17 protein-coding genes, 1 tRNA gene and 1 pseudogene are annotated in these 15,245 nt (G+C 72.9%); 11 read left to right on the forward strand and 8 right to left on the reverse strand.

The window, feature by feature from the left end:
- Positions 1 to 6: 6 nt before the first annotated feature.
- The gene (locus ABC795_RS05075) at positions 7 to 1,164 is read right to left on the reverse strand and encodes an MFS transporter (RefSeq protein ID WP_347059825.1); all 1,158 of its coding nucleotides are present in this window, start codon (positions 1,162 to 1,164) and stop codon (positions 7 to 9) included.
- Positions 1,165 to 1,356: 192 nt separating this feature from the next.
- Between ABC795_RS05075 and ABC795_RS05080 the strand changes: the two are divergent.
- Positions 1,357 to 1,620: pseudogene (locus tag ABC795_RS05080) on the forward strand (LysE family transporter); the annotation flags it as partial.
- Positions 1,587 to 1,988, forward strand: coding sequence for a LysE family transporter (locus ABC795_RS05085; RefSeq protein ID WP_347060686.1), 402 nt, complete (start codon positions 1,587 to 1,589; stop codon positions 1,986 to 1,988). The pseudogene ABC795_RS05080 and the gene ABC795_RS05085, both read left to right, overlap by 34 nt.
- A 47-nt stretch (positions 1,989 to 2,035) precedes the next feature.
- On the opposite strand, the gene ABC795_RS05090 is transcribed toward ABC795_RS05085, so the two are convergent.
- Positions 2,036 to 2,111, reverse strand: a tRNA-Lys gene (locus ABC795_RS05090).
- A gap of 247 nt (positions 2,112 to 2,358) precedes the next feature.
- Between ABC795_RS05090 and ABC795_RS05095 the strand changes: the two genes are divergently transcribed.
- The 4 genes from ABC795_RS05095 (at position 2,359) to ABC795_RS05110 (ending at position 5,472) form a co-directional block, all read left to right on the forward strand.
- Positions 2,359 to 3,555 carry an Ig-like domain-containing protein gene (locus ABC795_RS05095; protein WP_347059826.1) on the forward strand — a complete coding sequence of 399 codons (1,197 nt, stop codon included), beginning with the start codon at positions 2,359 to 2,361 and terminating at the stop codon, positions 3,553 to 3,555.
- 76 nt (positions 3,556 to 3,631) lie between these two features.
- Positions 3,632 to 4,033, forward strand: a complete 402-nt coding sequence (locus ABC795_RS05100; RefSeq protein WP_347059827.1) for a hypothetical protein — start codon at positions 3,632 to 3,634, stop codon at positions 4,031 to 4,033.
- Between the two features lie 67 nt (positions 4,034 to 4,100).
- Complete coding sequence (locus tag ABC795_RS05105; RefSeq protein ID WP_347059828.1) at positions 4,101 to 5,180, forward strand: sialidase family protein; 1,080 nt, start codon at positions 4,101 to 4,103, stop codon at positions 5,178 to 5,180.
- Positions 5,181 to 5,190: 10 nt separating this feature from the next.
- Positions 5,191 to 5,472 carry a MoaD/ThiS family protein gene (locus tag ABC795_RS05110; RefSeq protein WP_347059829.1) on the forward strand — a complete coding sequence of 94 codons (282 nt, stop codon included), beginning with the start codon at positions 5,191 to 5,193 and terminating at the stop codon, positions 5,470 to 5,472.
- A gap of 76 nt (positions 5,473 to 5,548) precedes the next feature.
- On the opposite strand, the gene ABC795_RS05115 is transcribed toward ABC795_RS05110, so the two are convergent.
- Both ABC795_RS05115 and ABC795_RS05120 read right to left on the reverse strand, forming a co-directional pair.
- Complete coding sequence (locus ABC795_RS05115) at positions 5,549 to 5,791, reverse strand: hypothetical protein (RefSeq protein ID WP_269191029.1); 243 nt, start codon at positions 5,789 to 5,791, stop codon at positions 5,549 to 5,551.
- A 183-nt stretch (positions 5,792 to 5,974) separates the two neighbouring features.
- Positions 5,975 to 6,103, reverse strand: coding sequence for a hypothetical protein (locus ABC795_RS05120; protein ID WP_347059830.1), 129 nt, complete (start codon positions 6,101 to 6,103; stop codon positions 5,975 to 5,977).
- Between the two features lie 234 nt (positions 6,104 to 6,337).
- On the opposite strand from ABC795_RS05120, the gene ABC795_RS05125 reads away from it, so the two are divergent.
- Both ABC795_RS05125 and ABC795_RS05130 read left to right on the forward strand, forming a co-directional pair.
- Positions 6,338 to 7,480, forward strand: a complete 1,143-nt coding sequence (locus ABC795_RS05125) for an acyl-CoA dehydrogenase family protein (protein ID WP_347059831.1) — start codon at positions 6,338 to 6,340, stop codon at positions 7,478 to 7,480.
- Positions 7,481 to 7,507: 27 nt separating this feature from the next.
- Entirely contained in the window at positions 7,508 to 8,137 is a 630-nt protein-coding gene (locus ABC795_RS05130; protein ID WP_347059832.1) for a TetR/AcrR family transcriptional regulator, read from the forward strand.
- A gap of 117 nt (positions 8,138 to 8,254) precedes the next feature.
- On the opposite strand, the gene ABC795_RS05135 is transcribed toward ABC795_RS05130, so the two are convergent.
- Together ABC795_RS05135 and ABC795_RS05140 are read right to left on the reverse strand one after the other, a co-directional pair.
- The gene (locus ABC795_RS05135) at positions 8,255 to 9,763 is read right to left on the reverse strand and encodes an alanine/glycine:cation symporter family protein (RefSeq protein WP_347059833.1); all 1,509 of its coding nucleotides are present in this window, start codon (positions 9,761 to 9,763) and stop codon (positions 8,255 to 8,257) included.
- Positions 9,763 to 10,200 (reverse strand): universal stress protein, encoded by a 438-nt coding sequence (locus ABC795_RS05140; RefSeq protein ID WP_347059834.1) that lies wholly within the window; start codon positions 10,198 to 10,200, stop codon positions 9,763 to 9,765. Before ABC795_RS05140 ends, ABC795_RS05135 begins: the two co-directional genes overlap by 1 nt.
- 182 nt (positions 10,201 to 10,382) lie before the next feature.
- Between ABC795_RS05140 and ABC795_RS05145 the strand changes: the two genes are divergently transcribed.
- Together ABC795_RS05145 and ABC795_RS05150 are read left to right on the forward strand one after the other, a co-directional pair.
- Positions 10,383 to 10,571, forward strand: coding sequence for a hypothetical protein (locus ABC795_RS05145; protein ID WP_347059835.1), 189 nt, complete (start codon positions 10,383 to 10,385; stop codon positions 10,569 to 10,571).
- 101 nt (positions 10,572 to 10,672) lie between these two features.
- Complete coding sequence (locus tag ABC795_RS05150) at positions 10,673 to 10,945, forward strand: GlsB/YeaQ/YmgE family stress response membrane protein (protein WP_347059836.1); 273 nt, start codon at positions 10,673 to 10,675, stop codon at positions 10,943 to 10,945.
- 133 nt (positions 10,946 to 11,078) lie between these two features.
- Here ABC795_RS05150 and ABC795_RS05155 read toward each other — a convergent pair whose 3' ends face one another.
- Positions 11,079 to 12,584 carry a mannitol dehydrogenase family protein gene (locus ABC795_RS05155; RefSeq protein WP_347059837.1) on the reverse strand — a complete coding sequence of 502 codons (1,506 nt, stop codon included), beginning with the start codon at positions 12,582 to 12,584 and terminating at the stop codon, positions 11,079 to 11,081.
- A 60-nt stretch (positions 12,585 to 12,644) separates the two neighbouring features.
- Positions 12,645 to 13,658, reverse strand: coding sequence for an aldo/keto reductase family protein (locus tag ABC795_RS05160; protein ID WP_347059838.1), 1,014 nt, complete (start codon positions 13,656 to 13,658; stop codon positions 12,645 to 12,647).
- 159 nt (positions 13,659 to 13,817) lie between these two features.
- Between ABC795_RS05160 and ABC795_RS05165 the strand changes: the two genes are divergently transcribed.
- Entirely contained in the window at positions 13,818 to 15,197 is a 1,380-nt protein-coding gene (locus tag ABC795_RS05165) for a glycosyltransferase family 4 protein (RefSeq protein ID WP_347059839.1), read from the forward strand.
- The last annotated feature ends 48 nt before the right edge of the window (positions 15,198 to 15,245 follow it).

Raw genomic sequence — 15,245 nt, forward strand, 5'->3', positions numbered from 1 at the left:
TCCGGGTCAGAGTCGGCCGGCGCGGGCGACGGGCAGCAGGCGCAGGGCGAGCAGGGCGCTGACCGCGGATGCCACGGCCAGCGGCAGGGCCGCCGCCGTCGCCCGTGCGGCCACCGCCATGACGTAGGGCGCGGCGAAGCCGAGGTAGGCGCAGGCCAGGAAGAGGGACGTCAGGGCGCCGAGGCGGGCCGGCGGGGCCAGCCTCGCGCTGAGCGTCAGACCCGCCGCCAGGCAGAGCCCGCCACCGGCGCCCAGCAGCGGGGCGGCGGCGAGGAGCCAGGGCAGCGCACCGGTCACGGCGAAGAGCGCGGCGCAGCCGAACCCGAGCGTGCCGAGCACGGTGCCGACGACGGCGGTCCACCGCCCCAGTCGGCGCTGCAGGCCGGCGACGACCGTGCCGGCGCCCAGCGTCACGCCGGCCAGCACGCCGGTGACCGCCACGCCCGCGTAGGGCAGGTCGGCCAGCAGCGGGACGGCGGAGATGATCGTGGACGGGAACGCGTAGACGCACACCGCCACCGGGGCCAGCACGGTCACCACCAGGAACCCGTCGCCCCGGCGGATCAGCGGCGCGGCCGGCGCCCCGTCGGCCCCGGTGCGGCGGCCGTCGCGCAGGTCGACGGTCTCCGGCAGCCGGAGGGCGAAGGCCAGGCCGACCCCCACGAGCACGGTGTGCAGGAGGTAGGGCAGCACCGTCGGCGCCGGCGCGTACTGGCCGAGCAGGCCACTGGTCAGCGGACCCAGCGAGAACCCGGCCGTCATGGCGAAGGCTGCCCGCCGTCCGCCGGCTCCCTCGCCGGACGCCAGCGAGAGCTCGCCCACCCAGGCGCTGCCGACGCTGAAGACGACGCCGCTGACGACCCCCTGGAGGAACCGGGCGGCGAAGAGCAGGGTCAGCGAGTCGCCGGCCGCAGCGAAGGCGAGCGACGCCAGCCCCGACAGCACGATGCCGGGGATCGCGACCCGGCGGCGGCCGAGCCGGTCGGACAGCGGCCCGGCCATCAGGAGGGCGGGGACGAGCCCGGCCGCGTAGCAGCCGAACAGCGCCGTGAGCACCTCGGCCGAGAGGTTCAGGCGCTCCTGGTAGACCAGCAGCAGCGGGGTCGGGACGTTGGTGCCCGCCGCCACGGCGAACAGCGCGAACACGGCGCGCTTCCAGGTCACCGGCCGACCCTACGACCCGCGACCGGCCGCCCCGCGCGCGCCCGCGCCGGAAGCGGACCGCTCGGTGACCGCCTGCCCCTGCTGGTCGAGCTCCCGGCGTGCGGCCGTGAGCACGGCTTTCCGGACGAGGCGCTGGTGACTCGGAAGGGTCTCGAGCTGGTCAGCGATCGAGTCGCTTCGTAGCGTCGAGACGTGCTCGCCTCCGCTGCCCTGCTCGCCGTCGCTTCCGGGCTCGCGCTCGGCCTGGGGCTCATCGTCGCGATCGGCGCGCAGAACGCCTTCGTCCTGCGCCAGGGCCTCCGCCTCGAGCACGTCGCCGCCGTGGTGGTCGTGTGCGCGGCCTCCGACGTCGCGCTCATCGCCGCCGGGGTGCTGGGGGCCGGCGCCGCGCTGGACGAGGCGCCCTGGCTGCTCACGGTGGTGTGCTTCGCCGGGGCCGCCTTCCTGCTGGCCTACGGTGCGCTGGCCGCGCGCAGAGCCCTGCACCCCGAGGCGCTCGCGCCGGACGCCAGCGGGCACGCGCCGGGCTCGAGGTCACCGTCGGCACTTGCCTGGCGCTCACCTGGCTCAACGCGCACGTCCACCTGGACACGGTGCTCCTGCTGGGCTCCATGGCCTCGACGTACGGCGCTCACCGCTGGCACTTCGCCGGAGGTGCGGCCCTGGGCAGCGTCCTCTGGTTCGCCGTTCTCGGTGACGGCGCCCGGCTGTTGCGGCCGGTGTTCGCCCGCCCGGCGGCGTGGCGGTACCTGGACGGCGCCCTCGCCGTCGTCATGACGGTCCTCGCCGTGTCCCTGGCGCTGCGCGGCGTCGGGGGAGGCTGAGAGCGACGGAGCGGCTCCGCCCGGAGGGCGGAGCCGCTGGTCGATCCTGGTGCGCCATCAGGGACTCGAACCCCGAACCCGCTGATTAAGAGTCAGCTGCTCTGCCAATTGAGCTAATGGCGCGCTGCATCCGGCGTGCCGGGCAACGACAGGGAACGATACCAGCGCCCCCGGCCCGCGCCCGTACCGGGGGCGTGCTCTTCGCCACGGCTCCACGCGTGCGGCCGTCGCCTGCTGCGCCGGGTGGAACGAAGGTGGGTGGGGCCCTCGCAGTCGTGACCCACTGCACTCCCCGGTGTCCCGTCGGCGTGGACACTGGTGGGAACGCCTCCGCCCCGATCCGGGCGGGGTGGGAGAGGAGCCGGAACGGGTGCGACGCGCAGCCGCAGTGATCGCCACCGGGGCGCTGGTTCTCCTGGCCGGGTGCAGCGGGGAGGACGCAGGCGGGTCCGGCGACCGCGAGGCCCTCGCCCCTGCCGCCGCGCCGGCGGTGATCGATCTGGCGGTGGCCCACGGGGCGGCCGACGTCTCACCGGTGGTCCCGCTGGAGATCTCGGTCACCGACGGGCAGCTGGCCGGGGTGACCGTCACCGACGGCGCCGGTGCCGCCGTCCCGGGGGCCGTGGCCGACGAGCAGGCGGCCGGCGCGGACGACGGCGCGCAGGTCTGGACGCCGGAGACCGCGCTGGCCTACGGCACGAGCTACACGGTGACGGCCACCGCCACCAACGAGGACGCCGAGGGGACGACGGCGACGTCGACCTTCACCACGGTGGCCCCCGAGACGCTCTCCACCCCGGGCATCGGCCCCCTCGACGGCCAGACCGTCGGCGTCGGCATGCCGATCCGCGTCTACTTCGACGAGCCGGTGGCCGACAAGGCCGCCGTCGAGAGCCACCTGCAGGTGACCAGCACGACGCCCACCGACGGCGTCTGGAACTGGCTGAGCGACAGCGAGGTGCACTTCCGCCCCTCGACGTACTGGCCGGAGAACATCGAGGTAACCCTCGACGCGGACCTCTACGGCGTCGACTTCGGCGACGGCGTGTGGGGGGAGAAGAACAGGTCGGTGTCCTTCTCCGTCGGCGAGCGGCACGTGTCGGTCGCCGACGCCGCCAGCCACACCATGGAGGTCTACGACGGCGACGAGCTGGTGCGCACCTTCCCGATGAGCGCGGGTGGCCCGGAGTTCCCGAGCCGCAACGGTGCGCACGTGGTCACCGAGCTCAACCGCGACCGGATCATGGACTCGAGCACCTACGGCACCCCGGTGGACAGCCCGAACGGCTACCGCACGCCGGTGGAGTTCGCCGTCCGGCTCTCCGACAACGGCGAGTTCGTGCACGCCGCGCCGTGGTCGGTGGCCCAGCAGGGCCGGGAGAACGTCTCGCACGGCTGCATCAACCTCTCGACCGAGCGCGCCGCCTGGTTCTTCGACTTCTCCAAGCCCGGCGACGTCGTCGAGATCGAGAACTCTCTCGGGCCCACGCTGTCGGCCGCCGACGGCGCCATCTACGACTGGGCGATCCCGTGGGAGGACTGGCAGGCGGGCAGCGCCCTGGAGTGAGCTCCCACCGCGGAGCGGGGCGTTTCCCCCGACCTGACCAGGGGCATTCCCGTCCGCGACACCGAGGAGGGGTTCCGTGGACACCTGGCTGATCGCCCTGATCGTCGTCGCGGTGCTGGTGCTGATCGCACTCGCGGCGTTCGCGTACTCCAAGCGCAGCCGCGTGTCCCGCGTGCGCCGGGCGGCGGAGCAGCGGGAGCAGGCGCGGGAGAACATGCAGGAGGCCCAGGTGCGGGCGGCCCGCGCCGACCGTGAGCAGGCGCTCGCCGAGGAGCAGGCGGCCCAGGCCCGACGCGAGCTGGCCGAGGTGCAGGAGCGCTCTGCGCGCGCCGAGCAGGAGGCCCGCCGCCGCGCCGCCGGTGCGGAGGAGGACCGCACGGCCGCCGAGCGGCTGCGGTCCGAGGCCGAACGGCTCGCGCCCGACGTCGTGTCCGACGAGCAGCACCCCCATCCCGAGGGCGGCGCCACCCGCCGCTGAGCCCACCGCTCAGTTCCCGCTGCGCCGGCGGTCCTACCCCCGAGGACGCCGAACCGGAGGGGTGCAAATGACCGATCTGCTGGCCATCGGGACGCGCAAGGGGCTGTGGCTGGCCCGCAGCGAGGACGACCGCCGGACCTGGACCCTCGACGGCCCGCACCTGCTGGCCCAGGAGGTCGCGGCGGTGTCCGTCGACACCCGCCGGGCGGCGCCGCGGCTGCTCGCCGGGGTGCAGTACGGCCACTGGGGGCCGAGCGTCACCTGGTCCGACGACCTGGGCGGGAGCTGGCACGAGACCGACTCCGGTGCGATCCGCTTCCCGGCCGACACCGGGGCGGCCCTCGGCCGGGTGTGGCAGCTGCGACCCGATACCGCGGACCGGCCCGACGTCGTGTGGGCCGGCTGCGAACCGCAGTCGTTGTGGCGCAGCACCGACGGCGGTTGCAGCTTCTCGCTGGTGCGCGGGCTGTGGGACCACCCGCACCGGCCCACCTGGGCGCCCGGCGCCGGCGGGGGAGCGGTGCACACCGTGCTGCCCGACCCCGACACCGACCGGGTCACCGTGGCCATGAGCACCGGGGGTGTCTACGTCAGCGACGACGGCGCGACCGGGTGGCGGCCGCACAACCGCGGGATCAGCGCGGTTTTCCTCCCCGAGCCGCCGGAGTACGGCCAGTGCGTGCACAAGGTCGCCGCCGACGCCGCGGATCCGCGCCGGATGTATGCGCAGAACCACTTCGGCGTCTTCCGCACCGACGACGGCGGTGCCTCGTGGATGTCGATCGCCGCCGGGTTGCCCGCCGACTTCGGGTTCCCGATCGCCGCCTCGCCGACCACGCCGGGCACCGCCTGGGTCGTCCCGCTGGTCGCCGACGTGCAGCGGGTGCCGCCGGACGGCCGGCTGCGCCTGCACCGCACCCGGGATGCCGGCGGCAGCTGGACCGAGGTCGGGGCCGGGCTGCCTGACGGCTCCTGGACGGCGGTGCTGCGGGACGCCTTCTGCACCGACGACCACCGGACCACCGGCCTCTACGTCGGCACGCGGAACGGCTGCGTCTACGCCAGCGTCGACGAGGGCGACACGTTCACCACCGTGGCCGAGCACCTGCCCGACGTGCTCGTCCTGCGCGCCGCCCGGGTGCCGTGAGGCGGCCGGCATGAGCGTCGAGGTGGTTCTGCCGGGCGTCCTGGCCGACCTGGCCGGGGGCGCCCGGCACCTGGACCTGCAGCCCGACGGCGGGACGTTGGCCGCGGTGCTCGAGGCGCTGGACGCCCGTCACCCGGTACTCGGCCGCCGCATCCGGGACGAGGCGGGGGCGGTGCGCCGGTTCGTGAACCTCTACGTCGACGGGGAGGACGTGCGTTGGCAGGACGGGCTGGGGACAGCGGTGCCCGACGGCGCGGTGGTGCACGTCCTGCCGTCGGTGGCCGGCGGCTGAGCCCGGCACAGGAAGCTGTGCCCACGGTTGTGCCGCCGATCCGACAGGCACGGCTCCCGGTGCCCCGGCGGGCGGGTCAGAGGGCGGCGAGGGTGGCGCAGTTCGGGCAGAGCTGGGTCTCCTCGTAGCCCTCCGGAGGCCACGGCAGCTGCTCGTCGATGGAGACGTAGGCGCCGCACAGCGCCTTGCGGCTCTGCCCGCTCACCCGGCCGATGGTCGCGTGGGCCGGGCCGATCTGCCGGGGCGCCAGGCCTTCGGCCCCGAAGGAACCGACCATGACGACCGCGTGTGCCGTGCCGTACGCGTAGACGCTGGTCATGCGACCAGGGTCCGAGCCTGGCGTCCCCGGCGCCACCACCGCCGGCCACGTGTCGGCCGCATCCGTCACACCGGTCCCACCCGTTCCGGAAAGTGCGCGAAAGCGCCGCGCAACGCCGCGGAACGCACCGGGGAGCCGCCGGCCGAACGGTGCGGGCGGGGGCTCTCCGGGCGCGCGCGGAGCTCAGGCGTAGATCTTCTCCACCTCGCCGGCGGGCAGGGCCTCGGCGTCCAGGGTGATCAGGCAGCCGATGAACAGCCGGTTGTCGCGCACCACGAGGCACTGGCTGACCAGCGGGTGGGCGCGCACCATGTCCTCGAGGACGGCGGGGCGACGTTCTTCCCGCCCGAGGTCACGATCAGGTCCTTGATCCGGCCGGTGATCGTCACGTAGCCCTCGTCGTCGATCTGGCCGATGTCGCCGGTGGCGAACCGTGCGCGGCGTCTGTGACGTGGCGGACAAAGATGTAGAAGGAGCGGTCTGTATGTTCGCGGATCACCCGGCGCGGTGCTCGCCGGGTGATCCGCAGACTTCCGGAGGTTTGCTGTGCAGTCCGCGCTCTACGAGGCCGAGCACGAGGCGTTCCGCGCGACGGTGCGCGAGTTCCTGGCCAAGGAGGTGACCCCGCACCACGACGAGTGGGAGAAGGCCGGGGTCGTCGACCGCTCGGTCTGGCTGCGGGCCGGGGAGCAGGGCCTGCTGGGCATGGATGTGCCCGAGGAGTTCGGTGGCGGCGGGGTCAAGGACTTCCGCTACAACGCGGTCCTCTCCGCGGAGGTCAGCCGGGCGGGGGCCAGCGGCCTCGGGTTCACCCTGCAGAACGACGTCGTCGCTCCGTACCTCACCGCACTGACGACCGACGAGCAGAAGCAGCGCTGGCTGCCCGGGGTCGTCAGCGGCGAGATCATCACCGCGATCGCCATGACCGAGCCGGGCGCGGGCTCGGACCTGCAGGGCCTGAGGACGACGGCCCGCCGCGACGGCGACGAGTGGGTGCTCACCGGTTCGAAGACGTTCATCACCAACGGCATCAACGCCGACCTGGTCATCGTGGTGGCCCGCACCGACCCGGAGGCCGGCGCCCGCGGCTTCTCGCTGCTCGTCGTCGAGCGCGGCATGCCGGGCTTCGAGCGCGGCCGAAACCTGGACAAGGTCGGCCTCAAGGCCCAGGACACCGCCGAGCTCCACTTCTCGGACGTGCGGGTGCCGGGGGCCAACCTGCTCGGCACCGAGGGCCACGGCTTCTTCCACCTGATGGAGAACCTGCCCCAGGAGCGGCTCTCGATCGCCGCGGGCGCCGTCGCCTCCGCCCGGATCGTGCTCGACCTGACGGTCCAGTACTGCAAGGACCGCACCGCCTTCGGCAAGCCCATCGGGTCGTTCCAGAACACCCGCTTCGAGCTCGCCGAGATGCACACCGAGGTGACGGTCGCCGAGACCTACCTGGAGAAGGCGATCGGTGAGCACAACGCGGGGCGGTTCACCGTCGAGGACGCCGCCATGGCCAAGTGGTGGACGACGGAGCTGCAGAAGCGCGTCATCGACCGGTGCCTGCAGCTGCACGGCGGCTACGGCTACATGCTCGAGTACCCGGTCGCCAAGGCCTTCATCGACTCACGCATCCAGACCATCTACGGCGGGACGACCGAGATCATGAAGGAGATCGTCGGCCGCTCGCTCGGCGTCTGAGATCCACCCCTCGGCGCGGAGATCGAGGTGACCACCGTCCCGGTGCGCCGGACCCAGGCCGAGCGCCGAGCGAGCACGCGGCATGCGCTCGTGCGGGCGACGGTCGAGTCACTGGTGGAACTGGGGTGCGCCCGGACGACCACCCAGGGGGTGCAGCGCCGGGCCGGGGTGTCCCGGGGCGCGCTGACCCACCAGTTCACGACGAAATCCGACCTGGTGCTCGCCGCGGTCGACCACCTCTACGAAGAGTTCAGCGCCAGCGTCCGGCAGGCGGCCGCCGACCTCCCCGCCGACTCCGCCGCTCGCGTCCGGCTGGGCGTGGAGCTGGTCTGGAACAGGTTCCACGGCGAGCTCTTCGTCGCCGCCATGGAGCTGTGGGGCGCCGCGCGCACCGACGCCGAGCTGCGGGCCGCGCTGCTGCCGCACGAGCGGCGGCTCGGCGTGCAGCTGCGGTCGCTGGCGACGGAGGTGCTCGGCGAGCGGATGGCGCAGCACCCGCAGGCCGAGGCGGTCTACCAGGTGCTGCTCACCTCGATGCGGGGCCAGGCGCTCACCTACGCGCTGCAGCCAGAGGCCCCGCGCACCGACCCGCACGTCGAGCACTGGCAGTCGATCATCGAGGCCTTCACCCGCTCGCCGTCGTCGCCCGACGCGTAGCCGACCGACTCCGTCCCCGGTTCGCGACGTGGCGGCCGGGCGCGGTGGGCCGGATGGCCGCGCTCATCGCGCGAGGCGACCCTTGGGAGGACCCGCGCGTGCCGCGTCGCGGGTGGTTCAGGTCCGCTCGGCCACCGGCAGGATCTCCCCGCTCTCCACCCGGGCGCGGTAACCGTTGATCTCCCGCTTGACCACCCGGGCCAGGATGTAGAGCCCGATGATGTTCGGCAGCGACATCAGGAAGATCATGCTGTCGGAGAAGCCGATCACCGCATCCAGCGTCGACGACGCCCCGATGATCACGAACAGGCAGAAGATCAGCTTCCAGGTCCGGTCGACGATCATCGACTCGCCGAACAGGTAGGTCGCCGCCTTCAGCCCGTAGTAGCTCCAGGCCAGCATGGTCGAGTACGCGAACAGGATGACCGCGACCGCCAGGACGATGGGGAACCAGTCGACCACGGTCCCGAACGCCGCCGACGTCGTCTCCACGCCCGCGTCGCTGGCGTCGTCGGCGTACGTCCCGGTGATGACGATGGCCAGGGCGGTCATCGTGCAGATGACGACGGTGTCGATGAACGGCTCGAGGACGGCGACGTGCCCCTCGGTCGCCGGCTCGTCCGTCTTGACCGCGGAGTGCGCGATGGCCGCCGAGCCCAAACCCGCCTCGTTGCTGAACGCCGCCCGGCGGAAGCCCTGGATGAGCACCCCGACGATGCCGCCGTAGCCGGCCTCGGGGGTGAACGCCTGGGAGACGATCGCCCAGATGGCTCCCGGGATCGCCGACAGGTTGGCGAACAGCACGGTCAGGCAGGCGATGACGTAGAAGACCGCCATGAACGGCACGAGCTTGTCGGTGACCCGGGCGATGCTGCGGATGCCGCCGATGATGACCGCGCCGACGAGCACGGCCAGCACCAGCCCGAACACCGCGCCGGCGGCGCCGAAGCCGAGCGGGCCGTCCTCCCCGCCGGTGACCGACTGGGCCTGGTTGAAGGCCTGGTTGGCCTGGAACATGTTGCCGCCGCCGACGGCCCCGCCGAGGGTGAAGATGCAGAAGAGGACGGCGAGCACCTTGCCGAAGGTGCCCAGCCGCGGGCTTCTCTCCTTGAGCCCCTTGGTCAGGTAGTACATCGGGCCGCCGGAGACCCGGCCGTCCGGGTACACGTTCCGGTACTTCACCCCGAGCGTGCACTCGACGCCCTTGGTGCACATGCCGAGCAGCCCGGCGATGATCATCCACAGGGTGGCGCCGGGCCCGCCGAGGGAGATGGCGACCGCAACGCCGGCGATGTTGCCCAGCCCGACGGTGCCCGACACAGCGGTGGCCAGCGCCTGGAAGTGCGTGACCTCTCCGGCGTCCCGAGGGTCGTCGTAGCGGCCGCGGATCAGCTGGATCGCGTGCTTGAACGCGCGGAACTGGAAGCCGCGCAGGTAGATCGTGAAGAAGAGGCCGGCGATGACCAGCCACACCACGATGAGCGGGAGCGCCACGCCCTCGTCGATGAATTCCAGCGGCACGGCGAAGAAGACGACCGTGGTGATCCACTCGGACACCGGCGCGAAGAAGCTGTCGACCTGCTCGTCGAAGGTGGCGGCCAGGACCGACCCGGACGGCGCGCCCATCACGGCACCACCAGCACGGGCACGGGGGAGAGCTGGATGAGGCTGCTCGGCGTCGAGCCGAACAGCAGGGTGCGCACCCGGCTCTGGCCGACCCGGCCCACGGTGATCCAGGCGGCGTCGTGCTCCCGGGCCAGGCGCACGAGCGTCTCCGCCGGGTGACCGTGCCGCACGACCCCCTCGACCGCGAGGTCTCCGGGCTCGGACAGCCGGGCGACGACCGGGTCGAGCACGCGTTCGTGCGCGGCGGCGGCCTCCCGCGCCTTCTCCACGGAGCGGCGCTCGTTCTCCTCCGCGGTGGTGAAGGAGTAGGGCGACCACGGGACGACGCAGGCCAGCACCAGGCGCAGGTCGTGGCGGCGGGCTGCGTCGGCGGCGGCGTCGGCGGCGCGGCCGCTCGATTCGCTCCCATCGAGACCCACGACGATCGATTCGGGCACGAGCGCTCCTCCGGCCGGCCGACGACGACGTGGCGCGAACCGTAGCCCCGTTCGCCGGCCCCGGCAGGTCGAGACGGTGGCCTTCCGATCGGCCCGCGGAGCTCCGCCGCGTGCGCCGATCGTCACGGGAGGGTGTCGGTCTCGCAGATCAGGTGATGGTCGGGAGGGAGGGGGTACGCGCCGTGGACGCGCCATTCGACGAGAAGGAGAAGCCCGTGCTCGGTGTCATCGCATTGCTACTGGTCGTCTGGTTGGCGCTCGCCGTCATCGGCGCCGTGGTCGAGGGGCTGTTCTGGCTCCTGGTCATCGGCGTCGTCCTCTTCCTGGCCACCGCCGCCTACGGCTGGATGAAGCGCAACACGAGGGTCTGACCAACGGCATCGCCAGCGGCTCGCGCAGACGCGCGCGATGGTTCTCGGGACGCCGACTGCGCGTCATGCCGCGCAGTCGCGCCGACGAGGGAGGACCCGGTATGGAGATCACCGGCATCATCACTGCACTGGTCATCGGTCTCGTCATCGGTGCGCTCGGTCGCCTCGTCGTGCCCGGCAAGCAGAACATCCCCATCTGGCTGACCCTGCTCATCGGCGTCCTGGCGGCGATCGTCGGCACCCTGGTCGCCGGTGCGCTCGGTGTGTCCGACACGGCGGGCATCGACTGGATCGAGCTGGCCCTGCAGGTCGGCTTCGCCGCGCTCGGTGTGGCGGCCGTGGCCGGCAGGTACGGGCGGCGCAGTCGCGTGTGACGTTCCGGCCGGCCGGAAGCCGGCCCGGGGAAACCCTGGTGGCTTCGCGGCCGGGGCCTCCTGCGTCCGCGCGAGCACCGGGCGCGGGCATCGATCACCGGCTCATGCGCGCCGCGGGGGTCCTGGGCGGCGGCTACACGAGGCTCGCGAGGGTGGCGCGCGCCCCGTGTTCCCGGAGGGAGGTGAGCGCGCTGCGGTAGGCCGCGGTGAAGCGTTCGTCGTCCACCAGGTCGCCGAAGATGCTCCGGTCGGCGATGAAGGCCAGCGGGTCCTCGGCCAGCCGACCGGCGTTCGCCCGCACCCGGTCGGCGCGCCGGTCGACCAGGGGGAGCGGGTTCCCGTGGTCGTCCCGCCCCTCCGCGTACCGCGCCCAGCTGGCGACGACCGCCGCGCCCCTGTGCACCTCCCGGCCCGTCGCCAGGCCGGCGCGGACGACGGGCAGCACGTACTTCGGGATCAACGCCGACGTCTGCGCGCACAAGCGCGCGACCGTGTCGGACACCGCCGCGCTGGCGAGGCGTTCGAGGAGGGTCCGCTTGTAGTCCTCGAGGTCCACCCCCGGCACCGCAGGCAGCATCGGCGTGACCTCCCGGTCCATGTAGTCCCGGAGGAACCGGGACCACAGCGGGTCCTGGCACGCGTCGTGCACGAACTCGTGCCCGGCCAGTGAGGCGAAGTACGCCAGTGCCTGGTGGCTGCCGTTGAGCAGGTGCAGCTTCATGGCCTCGTAGGGGCCGACGTCCCCGACCAGCTGCACACCGGCGGCCTCCCACGGCGGGCGGCCGGTCGGGAAACGGTCCTCCACGACCCACTGCGCGAACGGCTCGCACACCACCGGCCATGCGTCGGTGATGCCGAACCGCTGCTGCAGTTCGGCGACGTCATCGGCGGTGGTCAGCGGCGTGATCCGGTCCACCATGCTGTCGGGGAAGGACACCTCGCGCTCGACCCACGCGCCCAGATCCGCGTCGCGCAAGGTGGCGAAGGCGGTGAACGCCCGCCGGGCGACGTCACCGTTCCCCCGGAGGTTGTCGCAGGACAGCACGGTGAACGGCGGGAGCCCGCGCGCCCGACGGCGCGCCAGCGCCTCGGTGACCAAGCCGAAGGTGGTGCGCAGGACGGCGTCCGGGCGCAGGTCGGCCAGCACGTCGGGAGCGGCGCCGTCGAAGACGCCGGTCGCCGGAGCGGTGTTGTATCCGCGCTCGGTGATCGTCAGGGACACGATGCGGGTGTCGGGGTGTGCCATCTTCTCGACGACGGCGGCCGGATCGTCGGGCGCCAGGAGGTACTCGACGATCGAGCCGATCACCCGCGGCTCCAGCGTGCCGTCGCGATGCTTGACGACGAGGGTGTAGAGGCCGTCCTGCGCGGCCAGGGCATCCCGCATCTGCCGGTCGCCGGGGAGGACGCCCACCCCGCAGATGCCCCAGTCCATGCCCAGGCCTGAGTTCATCAGCCGATCCGCGTACATCGCCTGGTGGGCCCGGTGGAAGCCGCCGACGCCGATGTGCACGATGCCCGTGCGGACCTGGCGACGGTCGTAGCCGGGCACCGGCACGGCGCCGGACAACGAGCTCAGGGAGGCGGCAGTCAGAGCGCGGACGGGTTCGGCCTCGGTGGGAGCTGCGTGGCTGGACACGTCTCCACCGTAACGTGAAGGTAGATTCCGGTATCCGCTCCTGCCGGAGGGGAGCGGTTGTCAGGCGGCGGTGCCCCGTGCCTTCCTGTCCGCGGGCAGGAAGACCTTCTCGGGGTCCCGTTCGACGACGTCCCCGAGGGCATCGTCGACCCGTGCCATGACCTCGTCGTCCAGCCGGACCCCGGCCGCCTTGACGTTGTCGTGGACCTGCTGGGGGCGGCTGGCGCCGATGATCGCCGCGGCGACGTTGGGGTTCTGGAGCACCCACGCCAGGGCCAGCTGCGCCATCGTCAACCCGAGGTCGTCGGCGATGGGCCGCAGTTGTTGCACCCGGGTGAGGACCTCGTCGGCGAGGAAGCCCTCCACCTGGAAGCCCACGCCCGAGTGGCTCGCCCGGCTCCCGGCCGGCGGTTGCTCGCCGGGCAGGTACTTCCCGGTCAGCACCCCCTGGGCGAGCGGTGACCAGACGATCTGGGAGAGCCCCTCCTGCTCCGACGTCGGCACGACCTCGGGTTCGATGACCCGCCACAGCATCGAGTACTGCGGCTGGTTGCTGATCAGCTGGACGCCGAGCTGGCGGGCGAGCGCTGCGCCGGCGGCGATCTGCTCGGCGTTCCACTCGGAGACGCCGATGTAGAGCGCCTTGCCGGAGCGGACGAGGTCGGCGAAGGCGGTCATCGTCTCCTCGAGCGGCACCGTCGGGTCGTACCGGTGGGCCTGGTAGAGGTCGACGTAGTCGGTCTGCAGCCGGCGCAGCGAGGCGTGGCAGCTCTCGATCACGTGCTTCCGGGACAGGCCCCCGTCGTTCGGCCCGGGGCCGGTCGGCCAGTAGACCTTGGTCGCGATCTCCAGGCCCTCGCGGCGCTGTCCGGCCAGCGCTCGGCCGAGGACCGACTCCGCGGCCGTGCCCGCGTAGACGTCGGCGGTGTCGAAGGTCGTGATCCCGACGTCGAGGGCGGCGTGCACGCAGGCCACCGCGGCGTCCTCCTCGACCTGGCTGCCGTGCGTCAGCCAGTTGCCGAACGCGATCTGCGAGACGTTGAGGCCCGATCGGCCCAGTCGACGAAACTCCACGTCGTCCGACCGTAGTCGCAGCGGTGCGACCCGGCCTGTGCGGGACGGAGCACCACCCGGTCCACCGGGGGTCGGGCGGGTGCAGGGAGCGGATGCTGTTGCGCAATCCTCCGTTCCCGGCCAGGGTGCGGCCAACGAGGGCCAGAGAAGGGGTGGTCGATGGCCTACGCAACGGACGAAGCGACCGACGGCCTGCACCACTCGGCAGTGGGGGAATCGGCCCCCACATCCGGGTTCGCGGGGCGGCCTCGCCGCCGGCTGTCCATCTGCCTCTACACCCCGTCGGTCGATCCCTCCGGGATGGGCTCGCACATGCTCGACCTGGCTGCGGAGTTCCGGTCGACCGCCGACGTCTCGGTGCTCTGCTGGGGGACGGCGAGCGGACGCCGGGTCCTCGACCGTGCCAGGGCCCTGGGCGTCGCCACCTGCGCTCTTCCGCCTCCACGCGACCCCACGTTCGGGCGGACCATCGTCGACTTCCTCGCCGCTCACCCGGCGGACGTCTTCCACGTCCACGTCGGTAGCGGGCGGGAGAACTTCGACGGCGCCCGGGCGGCGCGGCGAGCCGGCGTGCGGGCCGTCGTGCAGACCCAGCACCAGCCGTGGCTGCTGAGCCCTCGGAAGCGCGCCGCGTTCTTCCGGGCCATCACCCCGGTGGACCGGCTCATCGCCGTCTCCGAGGGTGTTCGGCTCACCCACGAACGCATCGGCGTGCCCGCCGAGCGGCTGGTGACCGTCCCCAACGGCATCGTCCCCCGAGGGCCGGGTCCCGGCCGGGCGGCCGCGCGGGCAGCGCTGGGCCTGCGCCCCGACCACCTGGTGGTCATGAACGTGGGCCGGCTGTTCGTGCAGAAGGGTCAGCGCTACCTGGTCGCCGCGATGCCCGACCTGGCGGCACGGTTCCCCGACCTGGCCGTGGTCATCGTCGGCGGCGGCTACCTCGGCGACGACCTGGCCCGCCAGGCGGCCGATCTCGGCGTCACCGACTTCCTCCACCTGCCCGGCCACCGGACCGACGCGCGCATGCTCCTGGACGCCGCCGACGTGTTCGTCCTGCCATCCCGCCAGGAGGGCATGCCGCTGGCCGCGCTCGAGGCGATGGACGCCGCCCTCCCCGTGGTCGCCACCGACGTCATCGGAACGGCGGAGGTCGTGACCTCTGGGGTCACCGGGACGCTCGTCCCGCCCGAGGACCCGCGCGCCCTCGCCGAGGCGGTGGCCGAGCTGCTCGCCGACCCCGCCCTGCGGCAGCGGTACGCCCGAGCCGGGCAGCGTCGGTACGTGGACCAGTTCACCGCCCGGCGGATGGCGCAGGACACCCTGCGCGTCTACGAGGACGTGCTGACGTCGCCCCGGACGCCGGGTCGGAGTGTCTGCCGTCGCACCGGGGCGTCGGCCGAACTCTCCGTCCGGTCACTCGACGTGCGCAGCGGTGAGGAACCCGCCCTCCTCGTGCGGGAGGAGGAGGCCACCTTCCACGAGGCCGTGACCGAACCATGTGATCGGAACCGCCAACTGCCCCGGCCACTGATGCGCTGACCACACCCCGTCGCCTCGTTGACCGCAACCGTCGAGGCCCACGGCGCT

The sequence above is a fragment of the Blastococcus sp. HT6-30 genome (genome assembly GCF_039729015.1).
In the GTDB taxonomy this organism is placed as follows: domain Bacteria; phylum Actinomycetota; class Actinomycetes; order Mycobacteriales; family Geodermatophilaceae; genus Blastococcus.

What these genes read in the sequence shown, in the direction of transcription:
- ABC795_RS05105 (WP_347059828.1), top strand. Translation starts at nt 4,101, where the DNA reads ATGACCGATCTGCTGGCCATCGGGACGCGCAAGGGGCTGTGGCTGGCC.
- ABC795_RS05110 (WP_347059829.1), top strand. Translation starts at nt 5,191, where the DNA reads ATGAGCGTCGAGGTGGTTCTGCCGGGCGTCCTGGCCGACCTGGCCGGG.
- ABC795_RS05115 (WP_269191029.1), bottom strand. Translation starts at nt 5,791, where the DNA reads ATGACCAGCGTCTACGCGTACGGCACGGCACACGCGGTCGTCATGGTC.
- ABC795_RS05120 (WP_347059830.1), bottom strand. Translation starts at nt 6,103, where the DNA reads ATGGTGCGCGCCCACCCGCTGGTCAGCCAGTGCCTCGTGGTGCGCGAC.
- ABC795_RS05135 (WP_347059833.1), bottom strand. Translation starts at nt 9,763, where the DNA reads ATGGGCGCGCCGTCCGGGTCGGTCCTGGCCGCCACCTTCGACGAGCAG.
- ABC795_RS05150 (WP_347059836.1), top strand. Translation starts at nt 10,673, where the DNA reads ATGGAGATCACCGGCATCATCACTGCACTGGTCATCGGTCTCGTCATC.
- ABC795_RS05165 (WP_347059839.1), top strand. Translation starts at nt 13,818, where the DNA reads ATGGCCTACGCAACGGACGAAGCGACCGACGGCCTGCACCACTCGGCA.